The sequence below is a fragment of the Pseudomonas sp. NY15181 genome, assembly GCF_048068055.1.
Lineage (GTDB): Bacteria > Pseudomonadota > Gammaproteobacteria > Pseudomonadales > Pseudomonadaceae > Pseudomonas.
This window is the reverse complement of the sequence record NZ_JBLUPT010000001.1, coordinates 345,815-359,734: the sequence shown is the minus strand read 5'-3', so window position 1 is coordinate 359,734 and position 13,920 is coordinate 345,815. Positions and strand designations below refer to the sequence as shown.

14 protein-coding genes and 1 tRNA gene are annotated in these 13,920 nt (G+C 63.2%); 3 read left to right on the top strand and 12 right to left on the bottom strand.

Annotated features, from left to right (window positions below):
- Positions 1–6: 6 nt before the first annotated feature.
- The 5 genes from iscU to trmJ form a co-directional block, all read right to left on the bottom strand.
- Positions 7–393 carry a Fe-S cluster assembly scaffold IscU gene (gene iscU / locus ACNFBT_RS01670; RefSeq protein ID WP_015478505.1) on the bottom strand — a complete coding sequence of 129 codons (387 nt, stop codon included), beginning with the start codon at positions 391–393 and terminating at the stop codon, positions 7–9.
- Positions 394–420: 27 nt separating this feature from the next.
- Positions 421–1,635 carry an IscS subfamily cysteine desulfurase gene (locus ACNFBT_RS01665; RefSeq protein ID WP_331319152.1) on the bottom strand — a complete coding sequence of 405 codons (1,215 nt, stop codon included), beginning with the start codon at positions 1,633–1,635 and terminating at the stop codon, positions 421–423.
- 28 nt (positions 1,636–1,663) lie between these two features.
- Positions 1,664–2,158 (bottom strand): Fe-S cluster assembly transcriptional regulator IscR, encoded by a 495-nt coding sequence (iscR, locus tag ACNFBT_RS01660; RefSeq protein WP_152225360.1) that lies wholly within the window; start codon positions 2,156–2,158, stop codon positions 1,664–1,666.
- A 138-nt stretch (positions 2,159–2,296) separates the two neighbouring features.
- Positions 2,297–3,076 carry a serine O-acetyltransferase gene (gene cysE / locus ACNFBT_RS01655; protein ID WP_416745872.1) on the bottom strand — a complete coding sequence of 260 codons (780 nt, stop codon included), beginning with the start codon at positions 3,074–3,076 and terminating at the stop codon, positions 2,297–2,299.
- Positions 3,069–3,848 (bottom strand): tRNA (cytosine(32)/uridine(32)-2'-O)-methyltransferase TrmJ, encoded by a 780-nt coding sequence (gene trmJ, locus ACNFBT_RS01650; RefSeq protein ID WP_343577652.1) that lies wholly within the window; start codon positions 3,846–3,848, stop codon positions 3,069–3,071. The genes cysE and trmJ overlap by 8 nt, the downstream gene beginning before the upstream one ends.
- 149 nt (positions 3,849–3,997) lie before the next feature.
- Here trmJ and suhB point away from each other — a divergent pair, with 149 nt between their 5' ends.
- Positions 3,998–4,813: an inositol-phosphate phosphatase gene (gene suhB / locus ACNFBT_RS01645; protein WP_416745870.1), complete on the top strand. Its 816-nt coding sequence runs from the start codon at positions 3,998–4,000 to the stop codon at positions 4,811–4,813.
- Positions 4,814–5,021: 208 nt separating this feature from the next.
- Here the strand turns inward: suhB and ACNFBT_RS01640 are convergent, their stop codons facing one another.
- The 6 genes from ACNFBT_RS01640 to queA all read right to left on the bottom strand — a co-directional run bounded on the left by ACNFBT_RS01640 (position 5,022) and on the right by queA (position 11,124).
- On the bottom strand, positions 5,022–5,558 hold the full coding sequence (locus ACNFBT_RS01640; protein ID WP_416745868.1) for a glycine zipper 2TM domain-containing protein: 537 nt from the start codon (positions 5,556–5,558) through the stop codon (positions 5,022–5,024).
- A gap of 158 nt (positions 5,559–5,716) precedes the next feature.
- Entirely contained in the window at positions 5,717–6,634 is a 918-nt protein-coding gene (gene secF / locus ACNFBT_RS01635; protein ID WP_416745866.1) for a protein translocase subunit SecF, read from the bottom strand.
- A 10-nt stretch (positions 6,635–6,644) separates the two neighbouring features.
- The gene (gene secD, locus ACNFBT_RS01630) at positions 6,645–8,507 is read right to left on the bottom strand and encodes a protein translocase subunit SecD (RefSeq protein ID WP_416745864.1); all 1,863 of its coding nucleotides are present in this window, start codon (positions 8,505–8,507) and stop codon (positions 6,645–6,647) included.
- A 64-nt stretch (positions 8,508–8,571) separates the two neighbouring features.
- Positions 8,572–8,913 (bottom strand): preprotein translocase subunit YajC, encoded by a 342-nt coding sequence (gene yajC, locus ACNFBT_RS01625; RefSeq protein ID WP_152225372.1) that lies wholly within the window; start codon positions 8,911–8,913, stop codon positions 8,572–8,574.
- A 36-nt stretch (positions 8,914–8,949) separates the two neighbouring features.
- Positions 8,950–10,068: a tRNA guanosine(34) transglycosylase Tgt gene (tgt, locus tag ACNFBT_RS01620; protein ID WP_275611997.1), complete on the bottom strand. Its 1,119-nt coding sequence runs from the start codon at positions 10,066–10,068 to the stop codon at positions 8,950–8,952.
- 12 nt (positions 10,069–10,080) lie between these two features.
- Positions 10,081–11,124 (bottom strand): tRNA preQ1(34) S-adenosylmethionine ribosyltransferase-isomerase QueA, encoded by a 1,044-nt coding sequence (queA, locus tag ACNFBT_RS01615; RefSeq protein ID WP_416745861.1) that lies wholly within the window; start codon positions 11,122–11,124, stop codon positions 10,081–10,083.
- Positions 11,125–11,231: 107 nt separating this feature from the next.
- On the opposite strand from queA, the gene ACNFBT_RS01610 reads away from it, so the two are divergent.
- A tRNA-Leu gene (locus ACNFBT_RS01610) sits at positions 11,232–11,318 on the top strand.
- Positions 11,319–11,555: 237 nt separating this feature from the next.
- Here ACNFBT_RS01610 and ACNFBT_RS01605 read toward each other — a convergent pair.
- Positions 11,556–13,106 (bottom strand): EAL domain-containing protein, encoded by a 1,551-nt coding sequence (locus tag ACNFBT_RS01605; RefSeq protein ID WP_416745859.1) that lies wholly within the window; start codon positions 13,104–13,106, stop codon positions 11,556–11,558.
- 170 nt (positions 13,107–13,276) lie between these two features.
- Between ACNFBT_RS01605 and ACNFBT_RS01600 the strand changes: the two genes are divergently transcribed.
- Positions 13,277–13,789 carry an RDD family protein gene (locus ACNFBT_RS01600; RefSeq protein WP_416745857.1) on the top strand — a complete coding sequence of 171 codons (513 nt, stop codon included), beginning with the start codon at positions 13,277–13,279 and terminating at the stop codon, positions 13,787–13,789.
- Positions 13,790–13,920: the final 131 nt, after the last annotated feature.

The window sequence follows — 13,920 nt, the reverse complement described above, 5'->3', positions numbered from 1 at the left end:
CGCGATTCAGAGAAGACCTTTCTTCTGCTTGTAGTCGCGCACGGCCGCCTTGATGGCGTCCTCGGCGAGCACCGAGCAGTGGATCTTCACCGGCGGCAGAGCCAGCTCTTCGGCGATAGTGGTGTTCTTGATGGATTCGGCCTCGTCCAGGGTCTTGCCCTTCATCCACTCGGTGGCGAGGGAGCTGGAGGCGATGGCCGAGCCGCAACCATAGGTCTTGAACTTGGCGTCTTCGATGACGCCCTGCTCGTTGACCTTGATCTGCAGGCGCATCACGTCGCCGCAGGCCGGCGCGCCGACCATGCCGGTGCCGACGTCCGGATCCTCGGCATTGAGCTTGCCGACGTTGCGCGGATTTTCGTAGTGGTCGATGACCTTGTCACTGTAAGCCATGGCTAATCCTCACTTCTATGGGGCGGGTCAGTGGGCCTGCCATTCGACCTTGGACAGGTCGACACCCTCTTTGAACATATCCCACAGCGGCGAGAGTTCACGCAGCTTGGAAACGGCTTCCACCACCTTATTGGCGGCATAGTCGACCTCTTCTTCAGTGGTGAAGCGGCCGAAGCTGAAACGGATGGAGCTGTGCGCCAGTTCGTCGTTGCGACCCAGGGCGCGGAGCACATAGGACGGCTCCAGCGAGGCCGAGGTGCAGGCGGAACCGGACGATACGGCCAGATCCTTGAGCGACATCATCAGCGACTCGCCCTCGACGTAGTTGAAGCTGACGTTGAGGATGTTCGGCGCGTAGGAAGTGGCGCTGCCGTTGACGTACAGCTCTTCCAGGCCCTGGACCTGCTCGAAGAAGCGCTTGCGCAGGCCTTCGATACGGGCCATTTCCTGGTGCATTTCTTCCTTGGCGATGCGGAAGGCTTCGCCCATGCCGACGATCTGGTGGGTCGCCAGGGTGCCCGAACGCATGCCGCGCTCATGACCGCCACCGTGCATCTGGGCTTCCAGGCGTACGCGCGGCTTGCGGCGCACGTACAGGGCGCCCATGCCCTTGGGACCGTAGACCTTGTGGGCGGAGAAGGACATCAGGTCGACCTTGAGCTTCTCAAGGTCGATGTCGATCTTGCCGGCCGACTGGGCGGCGTCGACGTGCAGCAGGATGCCGCGGGAGCGGGTCAGCTCACCAATGGCGGCGATGTCGTTGACGCTGCCGACTTCATTGTTCACGTGCATGACCGACACCAGGATGGTGTCCTCACGCAGGGCGGACTCGACCATCGCCGGGGTGATGATGCCCTCGGGAGTCGGTTCCAGGTAGGTGATCTCGAAGCCTTCGCGTTCCAGCTGGCGGCAGGTATCCAGGACCGCCTTGTGCTCGATCTTCGAGGTGACGATGTGCTTGCCCTTGGTGGCGTAGAAGTGCGCGACACCCTTGATCGCCAGGTTGTCGGACTCGGTGGCACCGGAAGTCCAGACGATCTCGCGGGGGTCGGCATTGACCAGCTCAGCGACCTGGCGACGGGCGTTCTCAGCCGCTTCCTCGGCCTTCCAGCCAAAGACGTGGGAGCGCGAAGCCGGGTTGCCGAAATTGCCATCTACCAGGAGGCAGTCAGCCATTTTCTGAGCGACACGCGGGTCCACCGGGGTTGTGGCGGAGTAGTCGAGGTAAATCGGCAATTTCATCAGGTAACTCCTACAGGCGGGCGTTCGCTCAATCGATGGCGGACGCTTCAATCTTGTCGAGGCGCGGCGTCTTGCTGCCCGAGCAGCGGCGCTCGTCCTGGCGCTGGGCCACCTCTTGAACTTCGCGGCGCTCGACCAGGTCGGCCAGGCTGATGCCGCTGAGGAACTCGTGAATCTGCTGACTGAGGTCGCACCACAGGTGGTGGGTCAGGCAGGTATCGCCGGAGTGGCAGTCACCCTGCCCCTGGCAACGGGTAGCGTCCACCGATTCGTTGACCGCATCGATCACCTGGGCGACATGGATGCCGGTCATGTCCCGGGACAGCTGGTAGCCGCCGCCCGGACCGCGCACGCTGACCACCAGGTTGCCACGGCGCAACTTGGCGAACAGCTGTTCCAGGTAGGACAGGGAGATACCCTGGCGCTCGGAAATATCGGCGAGAGAAACCGGGCCACGCTGGGCGTGCAACGCCAGATCGAGCATGGCGGTGACGGCATAGCGGCCTTTGGTGGTCAATCGCATGGGGAAATCCGGAAGAATCGCTGGTGTGGGGGAGTATGCTCTTTTCCGACTATTTAGGTCAACTATAAGCCCTATTACTTTAGTCGGAATTAACCAGCGAACGGCGGCGCATTTTAACAGAGAGCCAGCGTCGGCGCATCACTGCGCCGACTTGCTGTCCTCGATGTCCTTCACGCCGGCGAAGTCCTCTTCACGCAGCGCCGGCAGATCTTTCGCGCAATAGTCGCTACCTAGAGCCGTCAGCGCCTTGCACATCCCCTCGAGTCGACCATCGACCGCCTGCAGGTGATCGAGCAACTGACCGATGGCGCGCGCCACGGGGTCCGGCATGTCCTGACCGACGCCGTAGGCATCGAAGCCAAGTTTCTCGGCCATCGCCTGGCGCTTGGCCTGCTGCTCGGCGTCGTCCTTCATGATGATCCGACCCGGGATGCCGACCACGGTCGCACCCGGCGGAACTTCCTTGGTCACCACGGCATTGGAACCGACCTTGGCGCCGGCGCCCACGGTGAACGGGCCGAGCACCTTGGCACCCGCCCCCACCACCACGCCATCGGCCAGGGTCGGGTGACGCTTGCCCTTGTTCCAGCTGGTGCCGCCCAGGGTCACGCCCTGGTAGATGGTCACGTCGTCACCAATCTCGGCGGTCTCGCCAATGACGATGCCCATGCCGTGGTCGATGAAGAAGCGCCGACCGATCTTCGCGCCGGGATGGATCTCGATGCCGGTCATCCAGCGACCGAAATTGGACACCATGCGCGCCAGCCACTTCCAGCCGGACGCCCACAGGGCATGGGCCAGACGATGCAGCCATACTGCATGCAGCCCCGGATAGCAGGTGAGCACCTCGAAGGCGTTGCGCGCCGCCGGGTCACGATGGAATACGCTCTGGATATCTTCGCGCACACGCTCAAACATCTTCATCACTCCGCTTGGAAAGCTCCCCACGGGCAGCCTTCTGTGTTTCGGTCAGAATACCCCGCAGGATATTCATCTCCAGCTTGCTGACGCCGCTGCGGCCGTACAGGCGGCGCAGGCGCGACATCAGGTGGCGCGGCTTCTGCGGGTCGAGAAACTGGATATCCACCAGCGTCGATTCCAGGTGCGCGTAGAAGCGCTCCAGCTCATCCGACGTCACCGGAATGCTGTTGAGCATCGCGGTGGACTCCACCTTCTCCTGCTTGGTCGGCTGGCCTTGTGCGGCCAACCAGGCCATGCGCACTTCGTAGACCAGCACCTGCACCGCCGTCGCCAGGTTCAGCGAGCTGAACTCGGGATTGGCCGGGATATGCACATGGAATTGACATCGCTGCAATTCCTCATTGGTCAGGCCCGCGTATTCGCGACCGAAGACCAGCGCGACCTCGCCACCCTGCTGCACATGCTGCAGGCTGGTGGTGGCGCACTCGCGGGGATCGAGCAGCGGCCAGGGAATGCGGCGGTCGCGCGCACTGGTGCCGAGCACCAGGCTGCAACCGGCCAGGGCATCTTCCAGGGTCGGCACGACCACGGCCGCATCGAGGATGTCATCAGCGCCGGAGGCACGGGCGCGCGCCTCGCCACTGGGGAAGTCCATCGGATCGACCAGCACCAGGCGCGACAGGCCCATGTTCTTCATCGCACGGGCCGTACCGCCGATATTGCCGGGGTGACTGGTATTGACCAGTACCACGCGAATTCTGTCGAGCAACGCCAGCGACTCCACACAAAAGCGAAAAAAGGGAGGGAATCCTACCGCAGCGGTGGGTCTTGCGCCACGCAGGCGACAGGTCGCTCTATGAGTGCCAAGGTTTTCTGTTAGAATGTCCGGCTTTCTTTAACGACCCAGGTGACCTCTCCATGCAGCCTATGCTGAATATCGCCCTGCGCGCCGCTCGCAGCGCCGGTGAACTGATCTTCCGCTCCATCGAACGCCTGGACACCCTCTCGGTCAACGAAAAAGAAGCCAAGGACTACGTCACCGAAGTCGATCGCGCCGCCGAGCTCTCCATCGCCACCGCCCTGCGCAAGGCTTACCCGAACCACGGGATCATGGGCGAAGAAGGCGGCATGCTGGAAGGCAGCGGTGAAGGCGCCGACTACCTGTGGATCATCGATCCGCTGGACGGCACCACCAACTTCATCCACGGCGTTCCGCACTTCGCCATCAGCATCGCCTGCAAATACCGCGGCCGTCTCGAGCACGCCGTGGTCCTCGACCCGGTCCGCCAGGAAGAATTCACCGCAAGCCGTGGCCGTGGCGCCGCCCTGAACGGCCGTCGCCTGCGCGTCAGCAACCGCAAGAGCCTGGAAGGCGCCCTGCTGGGCACCGGCTTCCCGTTCCGCGACAGCCAGATGGACAACCTGGACGCCTACCTGGGCATGTTCCGCAGCCTTGTCGGCCAGACCGCCGGCATCCGCCGCGCCGGCGCCGCCAGCCTGGACCTGGCCTACGTCGCCGCCGGCCGCTACGACGCCTTCTGGGAGTTCGGTCTGTCCGAGTGGGACATGGCAGCGGGCGCCCTGCTGATCCAGGAAGCGGGCGGCCTGGTAAGCGATTTCACCGGCGGTCACGAGTTCCTCGAGAAGGGCCAGATCGTCGCCGGCAACACCAAGTGCTTCAAGGCCCTGCTGACCAGCATCCAGCCGCACCTGCCGCCGTCGCTCAAGCGCTGAGTTTGAGCCTCGAATGAAAAAGCCCGGCAATGCCGGGCTTTTTTATACCTGCGAGTACGCCACCCTTGTAGGAGCGAGCTTGCTCGCGAAGCTTTTCATTCCGGAGCTACGGTGCTGGGCAGTTCGCGAGCAAGCTCGCTCCTGCGAAAAGCCCAAAAAGAAAAAGGCGCCCTGATGGGCGCCTTTTTCCTTCACTCCTGGCGAATGCTTATTGCTGACCCAGGATCAGGCGGCCGCTCTTGTCGACCGGAATCTGCGAGCCCGGATCGCGATCCATGCGGACCTGGCCGGGTTTGCCGTCCAGCAGGTACTTCACGTCGTAGCCGACGACCTTATCGCTGGTGTCGTTGACGGTGCTGCAACGGGTTTCATTGGTGGTGTAGGTATCACGCTCCTGCATGCCTTCCTGCACCTTGTTACCGGCATAGCCACCGCCGATGGCACCCGCTACGGTGGCGATCTTCCGGCCGTTGCCGCTGCCGATCTGGTTGCCCAGCAGGCCGCCAGCGATGGCGCCGATCGCCGTACCGGCGATCTGGTGGGTGTCCTTCACAGGACGCTGGTGGGTTACCGCGACGTCCTTGCAGACCTGGCGAGGCGTCTTGATGGTTTCCTTGACCGGCTGGACAGCGAGCACTTCGGCATATTGCGGTCCGTGATCCACCAGCTTGTAAGTGGCCACGGCGCCACCGGCAGTCACGCCTATAGCGCCCAGCACGGTACCGATGAGCAACGACTTGTTCACATAAACCTCCTGGTCTTTCGTCTCGTTCGGGCTCTGCCCGTTACCTTGCCTTGGAGCGCTTGAATTGTAAGAAAGTTCCGGCAAATACGTAGTGCACAGCCGACAAACGAAAACTCCCGCCGTGGCGGGAGTTTTCTGCGAGGCCTGGAAACGCTCTATTACGGGCGTTCGTCAGCTTCCTTGCTCGGCGGCGGAATCAGGTCCTCGCTGGACAGATTCAGCCAGATCAGCACCACGTTGGCGATGTAGATCGACGAGTAGGTACCTGCCATCACACCGACGAACAGGGCGATGGAGAAGCCGAACAGGTTGTCGCCACCGAAGAACAGCAGCGCGGCGATGGCCAGCAGGGTCGACACCGAGGTGGCGATGGTCCGCAGCAGGGTCTGGCTGGTCGAGATGTTGATGTTCTCGATCAGGCTGGCCTTGCGCAGTACGCGGAAGTTCTCGCGCACCCGGTCGAAGATCACGATGGTGTCGTTCAGCGAGTAACCCACCACCGCCAGCACCGCGGCCAGCACGGTCAGGTCGAAGGTGATCTGGAAGAACGACAGCACGCCCATCACGATGATGGCGTCGTGGATCAGCGAGAGGATCGCACCCAGGGCAAACTTCCACTGGAAGCGGAAGCCGACGTACAGCAGGATGCCGCCCAGCGCCAGGAGCATGCCGAGGCCGCCCTGGTCGCGCAGCTCTTCACCCACCTGCGGGCCGACATACTCGACGCCATTCACCTTGGCCGGGTTGGAAGCGTCGGCCTTCTGCAGCGCAGTGGCGACCTTCTTGCCCAGTTCCGGGTCTTCGCTGGGCATACGCACCAGCACGTCGCGGGTATCACCGAAGCTCTGCACCACGGCCTCGCCGAAACCGGCGGCAACCAGCTGCTCACGCACCTTGGCGAGATCGGCAGGCTGCTCGTAGGCCAGCTTGATCGACGTACCGCCAGTGAAGTCGAGGCCGAAGTTGATGCCCTTGACGAACCAGCTGCCGAGGGCGATCAGGGTCAGGATCAGGGTGCCGGCGAACGCAATGTTGCGAACGCCCATGAAGTTGATAGTACCGATCTTGATGTTCATCTCAGGCCCCTTAGATCCACAGCTTCTTGAAGTCGCGACCGCCGAAGATCAGGTTGACCATCGCACGGGTGACCAGAATGGCCGTGAACATCGAGGTGATAATGCCGAGGGACATGGTCACGGCGAAGCCCTTCACCGGGCCGGTGCCCATGGCGTAGAGGATGCCGCCGACCAGCAGCGAGGTCAGGTTGGCGTCGAGGATCGCGGTGAAGGCGCGGTTGAAGCCTTCATGGATCGCCCGCTGCACGGACATGCCCGCCGCCAGCTCCTCGCGTATCCGCGAGAAGATCAGCACGTTGGCGTCCACCGCCATACCCATGGTCAGCACGATACCCGCGATACCCGGCAGGGTCAGGGTCGCACCGAGGATCGACATCAGCGCCACCAGCATGACCATGTTGAAGGCCAGGGCGACGGTGGCGATCACGCCGAAGAAGCGGTAGATCACGATGATGAACAGGGACACGAAGACCATGCCCCAGAGGGAAGCATCGATACCCTTGGCGATGTTGTCCGCACCCAGGCTAGGGCCGATGGTGCGTTCTTCAGCGAAGTACATCGGTGCGGCCAGACCACCGGCGCGCAGCAGCAGCGCCAGTTCCGAGGACTCGCCCGGAGCGTCCAGGCCGGTGATGCGGAACTGGTTGCCCAGCGGCGACTGGATGGTCGCCAGGCTGATGATCTTCTTCTCTTCCTTGAACGCCGGAACGGCGACTTCCTGCTCGACGCCGTCGACGACCTGCTTGGCATAGCGGGTGATCGGCTTCTGCTCGATGAACACCACGGCCATGCTGCGGCCGACGTTGTTGCGGGTCGCGCGGTTCATCAGTTCGCCGCCGTGGCCGTCCAGGCGGATGTTCACCTGCGGGCGGCCGTTCTCGTCGAAGCTGGCGCTGGCGTCGGTGACCTGGTCACCAGTGATGATCACGCCACGCTCCAGGGTCGCCGGCGGACGGCGCGGCTCACGGAACTCGAAGGTTTCGGTGGCGGACTTGATCGCATCCGGCTCGGCGGCCAGGCGGAACTCCAGGTTGGCGGTCTTGCCGAGGATACGCTTGGCTTCGGCGGTGTCCTGCACGCCCGGCAGCTCGACCACGATGCGGTTGGCGCCCTGGCGCTGTACCAGCGGCTCGGAAACGCCCAGCTCGTTCACACGGTTGCGGACGGTGGTGAGGTTCTGCTTGATCGAGTACTCGCGGATTTCCGCCAGCTTCGCCGGGGTCATGCCCAGGCGCAGCACCTGCATGCCGGTGCGCTCGCTCTGGGTGACTTCGAAATCGCGGTAGTCCTTGGCGAGGATGGACTTGGCCTTGTCCAGGTCGGCCTCTTCGGTGAAGCCCAGCTGGATGCCACTGTCCTGCGCCGGCAGGCTGCGGTAGCGCACGCGCTCCTTGCGCAGGGCGCTCTTGATTTCGCTTTCGTAGACCTTCATGCGGGCGTCGACGGCCTTGTCCATGTCCACTTCCAGCAGGAAGTGCACACCACCGGACAGATCCAGACCCAGCTTCATCGGGTGGGCGGCAATGTTGCGCAGCCAGTTCGGCGTGGTCTGCGCCAGGTTCAGGGCCACCACGTAGTCGTCGCCCAGCGTGCGGCGGACGATGTCCTTGGCCGGCAGCTGGTCTTCCTGCTTGGCCAGGCGGATCAGGCCGCTGTTCTTGCCGAGGGAGCCCGCCTTGACGGCGATGCCTGCATCGGTCAGCGCCTTGCTGGCCTTGTCCAGATCGGCCTGCGACACCTGCAGCGCGGTGCTCGCACCACTGATCTGCACGGCCGGGTCATCCGGGTAGAGGTTGGGTGCGGAATAGATGAAACCGACGGCCAGGACCGCCAGGATCAGCAGATACTTCCACAGGGGATACTTGTTGAGCATGACACCGCCCGTTATGACGCGGGGCGCATCATGCGCCCCGTCGATTGGGTTTCTGTTGGTTGGCTCAGATGGCCTTCAGCGTGCCTTTCGGCAGGGTCGCGGCGATCGCGCCCTTCTGGAACTTCAGCTCGACGCTGTCGGAGACTTCGACCACGACGAAATCGTCAGCGACCTTGGTCACCTTGCCGGCGATACCCGCGGAAGTGACGACTTCATCACCCTTCTGCAGGCCGGCGATCAGGTTCTTGTGCTCCTTGGAACGCTTGGCCTGGGGACGCCAGATCATCAGGTAGAAGATGACCAGGAAACCGACCAGGAACACCCACTCGAAGCCGGTGCCAGCCGGGCCGGCGGCAGCGGCGGGGGCTGCAGCGTCAGCGAAGGCAGCGGGAATTAGAAAGCTCATTGGAAACTCCTGTCACAAAGCTTTTTCGATGAAGGGTCAGTCCGCCAGCGGCGGCGTGGGAAGGCCGCGCTTGGCGTAGAAGGCGTCGACAAAGTTCGCCAATGTACCCTGTTGGATTGCCTCGCGCAAACCAGCCATAAGCCGCTGATAATGCCGCAAGTTATGGATGGTATTGAGCATGCTGCCGAGCATTTCGCCGCACTTGTCCAGGTGGTAGAGATAGGCGCGGGAGAAGTGCTTGCAGGTGTAGCAATCGCAGGTCGGGTCCAGCGGCGATTCGTCGTGCTTGTGCACCGCATTGCGGATCTTGATCACCCCGGTGTCGACGAAAAGGTGACCGTTGCGCGCGTTGCGGGTGGGCATGACGCAGTCGAACATGTCGACGCCCCGGCGCACACCTTCCACGAGGTCCTCGGGCTTGCCCACACCCATCAGGTAACGAGGTTTGTCAGCCGGCATGTGCGGCGGCAGGAAGTCCAGAACGCGGATCATCTCTTCCTTGGGCTCGCCCACCGACAGGCCGCCGATGGCCAGGCCGTCGAAGCCGATTTCCTGCAGGCCTTCCAGCGAGCGCATGCGCAACTCTTCGTGCATGCCGCCCTGGACGATGCCGAACAGCGCCGACGGGCTGTCGCCATGGGCGATCTTCGAGCGCTTGGCCCAGCGCAGCGAGAGCTCCATGGAGCGCTTGGCCACGTCGAACTCGGCCGGGTACGGCGTGCACTCGTCGAAGATCATCACGATGTCCGAGCCCAGCGCGCGCTGTACCGCCATGGACTCTTCCGGCCCCATGAAGACCTTGGCGCCGTCCACGGGCGAGGCGAAGTAAACACCCTCCTCCTTGATCTTGCGCAGCGCGCCCAGGCTGAACACCTGGAAGCCGCCGGAGTCGGTGAGGATCGGGCCTTTCCACTGCATGAAGTCATGCAGGTCGCCGTGCTTCTGGATCACCTCGGTGCCCGGGCGCAGCCACAGGTGGAAGGTGTTGCCGAGGATGATCTGCGCGCCGATGCCCTCGATATCATGCGGGAGCATGCCCTTCACGGTGCCGTAGGTGCCCACCGGCATGAACGCCGGGGTTTCCACCACACCGCGGGGGAAGGTCAGGCGGCCGCGACGGGCCTTGCCCTCGGTGGCCAGCAGTTCGAATTTCATGAAGCTCATGGATCAGTCCTCGGGGCCGCGCGGTGCCGGATTGCGGGTGATGAACATGGCATCGCCGTAGCTGAAGAAGCGATAGCCCTGTTCCACCGCGGCCGCGTAGGCGGCCATGGTCTCCGGGTAGCCGGCGAAGGCCGAAACCAGCATCAGCAGCGTGGATTCGGGCAGGTGGAAATTGGTGACCAGGGCGTCGACCACATGGAAGGGCCGCCCCGGGAAGATGAAGATGTCGGTGTCGCCGCTGAAGGGCTTGAGCACGCCGTCGCGGGCGGCACTCTCCAGCGAACGCACACTGGTGGTGCCCACGGCTACTACGCGACCACCGCGCGCCTTGCAGGCAGCCACGGCGTCGACCACGTCCTGGCCGACTTCCAGCCACTCGTGGTGCATGTGGTGATCCTCGATGCGCTCCACGCGCACCGGCTGGAAGGTGCCGGCGCCGACATGCAGGGTCACGAAGGCGGTTTCCACACCCTTGGCGCGGATCGACTCCAGCAGTGCCTCGTCGAAGTGCAAGCCGGCCGTAGGCGCAGCTACGGCACCTGCACGCTTGGCATACACGGTCTGGTAGCGCTCGCGGTCGGCCTCGTCGTCCGGACGGTCGATATAGGGCGGCAGCGGCATGTGACCGACGCGCTCCAGCAGCGGCAGCACATCCTCGCTGAAGCCCAGTTCGAACAATGCGTCATGGCGCTGCAGCATCTCGGCCTCGCCGCCACCGTCGATGAGAATCTTCGAACCCGGCTTGGGCGACTTGCTGGAGCGCACGTGAGCCAGCACGCGATGGCTGTCGAGCACGCGTTCCACGAGGATTTCCAGCTTGCCGCCGGAAGCCTTCTGGCCGAACAGGCGGGCAGGAATCACCCGGGTGTTGTTGAACACCATTAGGTCACCCGGCTTGAGGAAGCCGAGGATGTCAGCGAATTGCCGATGGCTGAGCTCGCCGCTCGGACCATCCAGCACCAGCAGACGGCTGGCGCGGCGTTCGGCGAGCGGATGGCGGGCGATCAGCGCCTCGGGCAGATCGAAATGAAAGTCAGCGACGCGCATGAGGGGGAGCTATCTCGAAGGGCCGGATATATTACTGGAATTGCCAAATTCTGACCAATCGAGCGGATTGACCGATGCAGAGCGTCTCCCTATACTCCGCCGCCATTGCCTCGGTGGCGGAATCGGTAGACGCGGCGGATTCAAAATCCGTTTCTGGCGACAGAGTGAGAGTTCGAGTCTCTCCCGGGGCACCACTGATACTTCGAGAAAGTGTCAGGACACCACTAAAAACCGGCCTTAGAGCCGGTTTTTTGTTGTCTGCGATTCGCGGCCCCTCAAGACTTTCATAGCGCGGGGCAACACCTCTCCTTCCGCACAGATGGACAGGCTCCATCGATGTATTGCGAAAAGTGGCGAAGTTACAGAGTCCGATCTCGGACTCTGGATACATGGGGTCTCGTCAGTACCAGCGAGAATAATCCCATCCATCATTAACGGCCTCGTCCGCCCTCCTCACGCATCGCCTGCACGAATGCATCCAACGGCATCGGCCTGCCGAACAAGTAGCCCTGCAGCACATCCACCTGGCGCTCGGCCAGGTAGCGCCGCTGCTCCTCGGTTTCCACCCCTTCGGCGATGATCATCAGGTCCAGCTTGCCGCACAGCTCGACGATGCTGTCGAGGATGCGCACTGAAAGCGCGTCCACGCCGATCATCGCGACGAAACTCTTGTCGATCTTCAGCGCATCCACCTTGAAACGGTGCAGGTAGGCCAGACTCGAGTTGCCCGTGCCGAAATCGTCGAGGGCCAACTGGATACCCTGGGCATCCAGACGGTCGAACAACTGGTCAGTGACGTCACTGGCCGCGATCAGCTCCCGTTCGGTCAGTTCCAGCACCAGGCGCGGTCGGTACGGCAGGAACTTCGCCTGCAGGCTCTGGCAATCCTCGAGTAGCCCCGCCTCGCTGCAATGTACGGCGCTGATATTGATCCCCAGGTGAAAGTCCTCCCCCAACAAGGCGCCATGGGGAGCCAACCCCTCCCCCACCTGGCGCATCAGGTCGCGGGTCATCGGTACGATCAGGCCGGAACGCTCGGCCATCGGGATGAACAGGTCCGGCCCGACCATGCCTTCACGCGGGTGCTGCCAGCGCATCAATACCTCCGCGCCGACCCAACGCCCATCGTGCGCATCCACCAACGGCTGCAAGTAGGGGATGAACTCTCCAGCCAGCAGCGCCCGTTCGAGCTCCAGGCTCGGCGTCGCGGAGCGCCCCCACAGCCAATAGCAGACCAGCCCGGAGACCGCCCCCAGCATCAGTAGCAAGGCGGCAAGCGGCAGCGCCTCCTGGCGAATGTGGAGCCACTGAGAACCTGCGGGAAATCCTCCTATCACCGCGTATGGGTAGCGTTCGGAGAGCAGGCGTATATGGCCGATCGGCAACGGGTCGGGCTCCCCGGCATGGACATGCCCCGCCTCATCCATCCACGCCCCACCAACCTGTAACTGCAGGTCGCTGCGTTGATCCACCAGTTGCAGGGTATTGCTCAGGTAACGCCCATCGATGGTCGCCAACGCGCCGTACTCACCCGCGACCTGGCGCAGGATCAGCACAGCGACATTGGGCGTCACCGGGTTGCCCGCCATCAGGCGCAAGCGCCCATTCACGTAGGAAGAGCCCTCCAGCGGCGCCTTGAAGTCACCGAACAAGGAGGTGCAATAGATAGTGTCGCCCCGCGTGAGGTTGACCGTACGCACGAAGGGCACCACCGCCACCTGCTCGCGCAGTACCAGGGTCGAGTCGTTGCAGGGCTTCCCCTTCTGCGAGAGCGCTACCCTGGCCGCCCCCTCGGCATTGCCCAGCATGAGATCGAACAGGCGCAGCGCTTCGTTGGATGCCGTGCGCGCCTCTGCGGACAGGCTGCGCAGGGCCTGCCAATAGATGATGGAGCTGCCCAGCGCCAGGGGCAGCACCGCCATCGACAGGGCAAACACCAATCGCGGCACCAGCCGGCGTCGGGCATAGTTGCGTAACGGCATCCTTGTTCCTTGCTGTACGACCTTTCGCTTCGCCTCCGGGGAAGCGTCTTGGGTGCAGCTTAGAACAGAGCCCGCTCGATATCGGCCGAACGTGGCCGGAAACCGTATAATCCCGCCCCACTCATCCAGGGCAGTGCCCTGCCGATCCACGATTCGTTCCAGAAGGCGCCATGTCCAGACCGCAGCTCCAGCCCGCGGGAAACTTCCCGCCCGCCACGCTCATCCGCCGTTTCGCCGCCATGTTCTATGACTTCCTGCTCTGCGTAGCCCTGATGATGGTCGTGACCCTGATCTATCAGCAGGGCCTCCTGCGGATCATCTATGGCAGCGAGAAGCTCAAGCAGTTGGCCGACCAGGGCGGATTGATCGGCGACCCGCTGCTGTCCAGCCTGCTGTTCATCAGTCTGTTCGCCTTCTTCGCCAAGTTCTGGACCCACAGCGGCCAGACCCTCGGCATGCAGGTCTGGGGCATTCGCGTGCAGAACGCCAACGGCTCGCGCATCAGCCTGCTCCAGGCATTGCTGCGCTTCGTCATTTCCATTGGTTCCTGGGCGTGCCTGGGACTGGGCTTCCTGTGGATGCTCTGGGACAAGGACAAGCGCACCTGGCAGGACCGCTACTCGGAAAGCGTGGTGATCCAGATCCCCAAGGACGTACGCAAGGCGACCCAGGGGCGAAGCTGATCCCCATCCGCCCATGAAAAAGCCCGCCAATTGGCGGGCTTTTTCGTCTTTGGTGGTCTTCGCAGGAGCGAGCTTGCTCGCGAACAGGGCCGGCAACGCTGCCAGAGATGGTTCGCGAGCAAGGACTGGGC

Excerpts from the sequence above, each read along its gene's own strand:
- iscU (WP_015478505.1), bottom strand. The coding sequence starts at position 393 with ATGGCTTACAGTGACAAGGTCATCGACCACTACGAAAATCCGCGCAAC.
- ACNFBT_RS01665 (WP_331319152.1), bottom strand. The coding sequence starts at position 1,635 with ATGAAATTGCCGATTTACCTCGACTACTCCGCCACAACCCCGGTGGAC.
- iscR (WP_152225360.1), bottom strand. The coding sequence starts at position 2,158 with ATGCGATTGACCACCAAAGGCCGCTATGCCGTCACCGCCATGCTCGAT.
- cysE (WP_416745872.1), bottom strand. The coding sequence starts at position 3,076 with ATGTTTGAGCGTGTGCGCGAAGATATCCAGAGCGTATTCCATCGTGAC.
- suhB (WP_416745870.1), top strand. The coding sequence starts at position 3,998 with ATGCAGCCTATGCTGAATATCGCCCTGCGCGCCGCTCGCAGCGCCGGT.
- secF (WP_416745866.1), bottom strand. The coding sequence starts at position 6,634 with ATGAACATCAAGATCGGTACTATCAACTTCATGGGCGTTCGCAACATT.
- secD (WP_416745864.1), bottom strand. The coding sequence starts at position 8,507 with ATGCTCAACAAGTATCCCCTGTGGAAGTATCTGCTGATCCTGGCGGTC.
- yajC (WP_152225372.1), bottom strand. The coding sequence starts at position 8,913 with ATGAGCTTTCTAATTCCCGCTGCCTTCGCTGACGCTGCAGCCCCCGCC.
- tgt (WP_275611997.1), bottom strand. The coding sequence starts at position 10,068 with ATGAAATTCGAACTGCTGGCCACCGAGGGCAAGGCCCGTCGCGGCCGC.
- queA (WP_416745861.1), bottom strand. The coding sequence starts at position 11,124 with ATGCGCGTCGCTGACTTTCATTTCGATCTGCCCGAGGCGCTGATCGCC.
- ACNFBT_RS01605 (WP_416745859.1), bottom strand. The coding sequence starts at position 13,106 with ATGCCGTTACGCAACTATGCCCGACGCCGGCTGGTGCCGCGATTGGTG.
- ACNFBT_RS01600 (WP_416745857.1), top strand. The coding sequence starts at position 13,277 with ATGTCCAGACCGCAGCTCCAGCCCGCGGGAAACTTCCCGCCCGCCACG.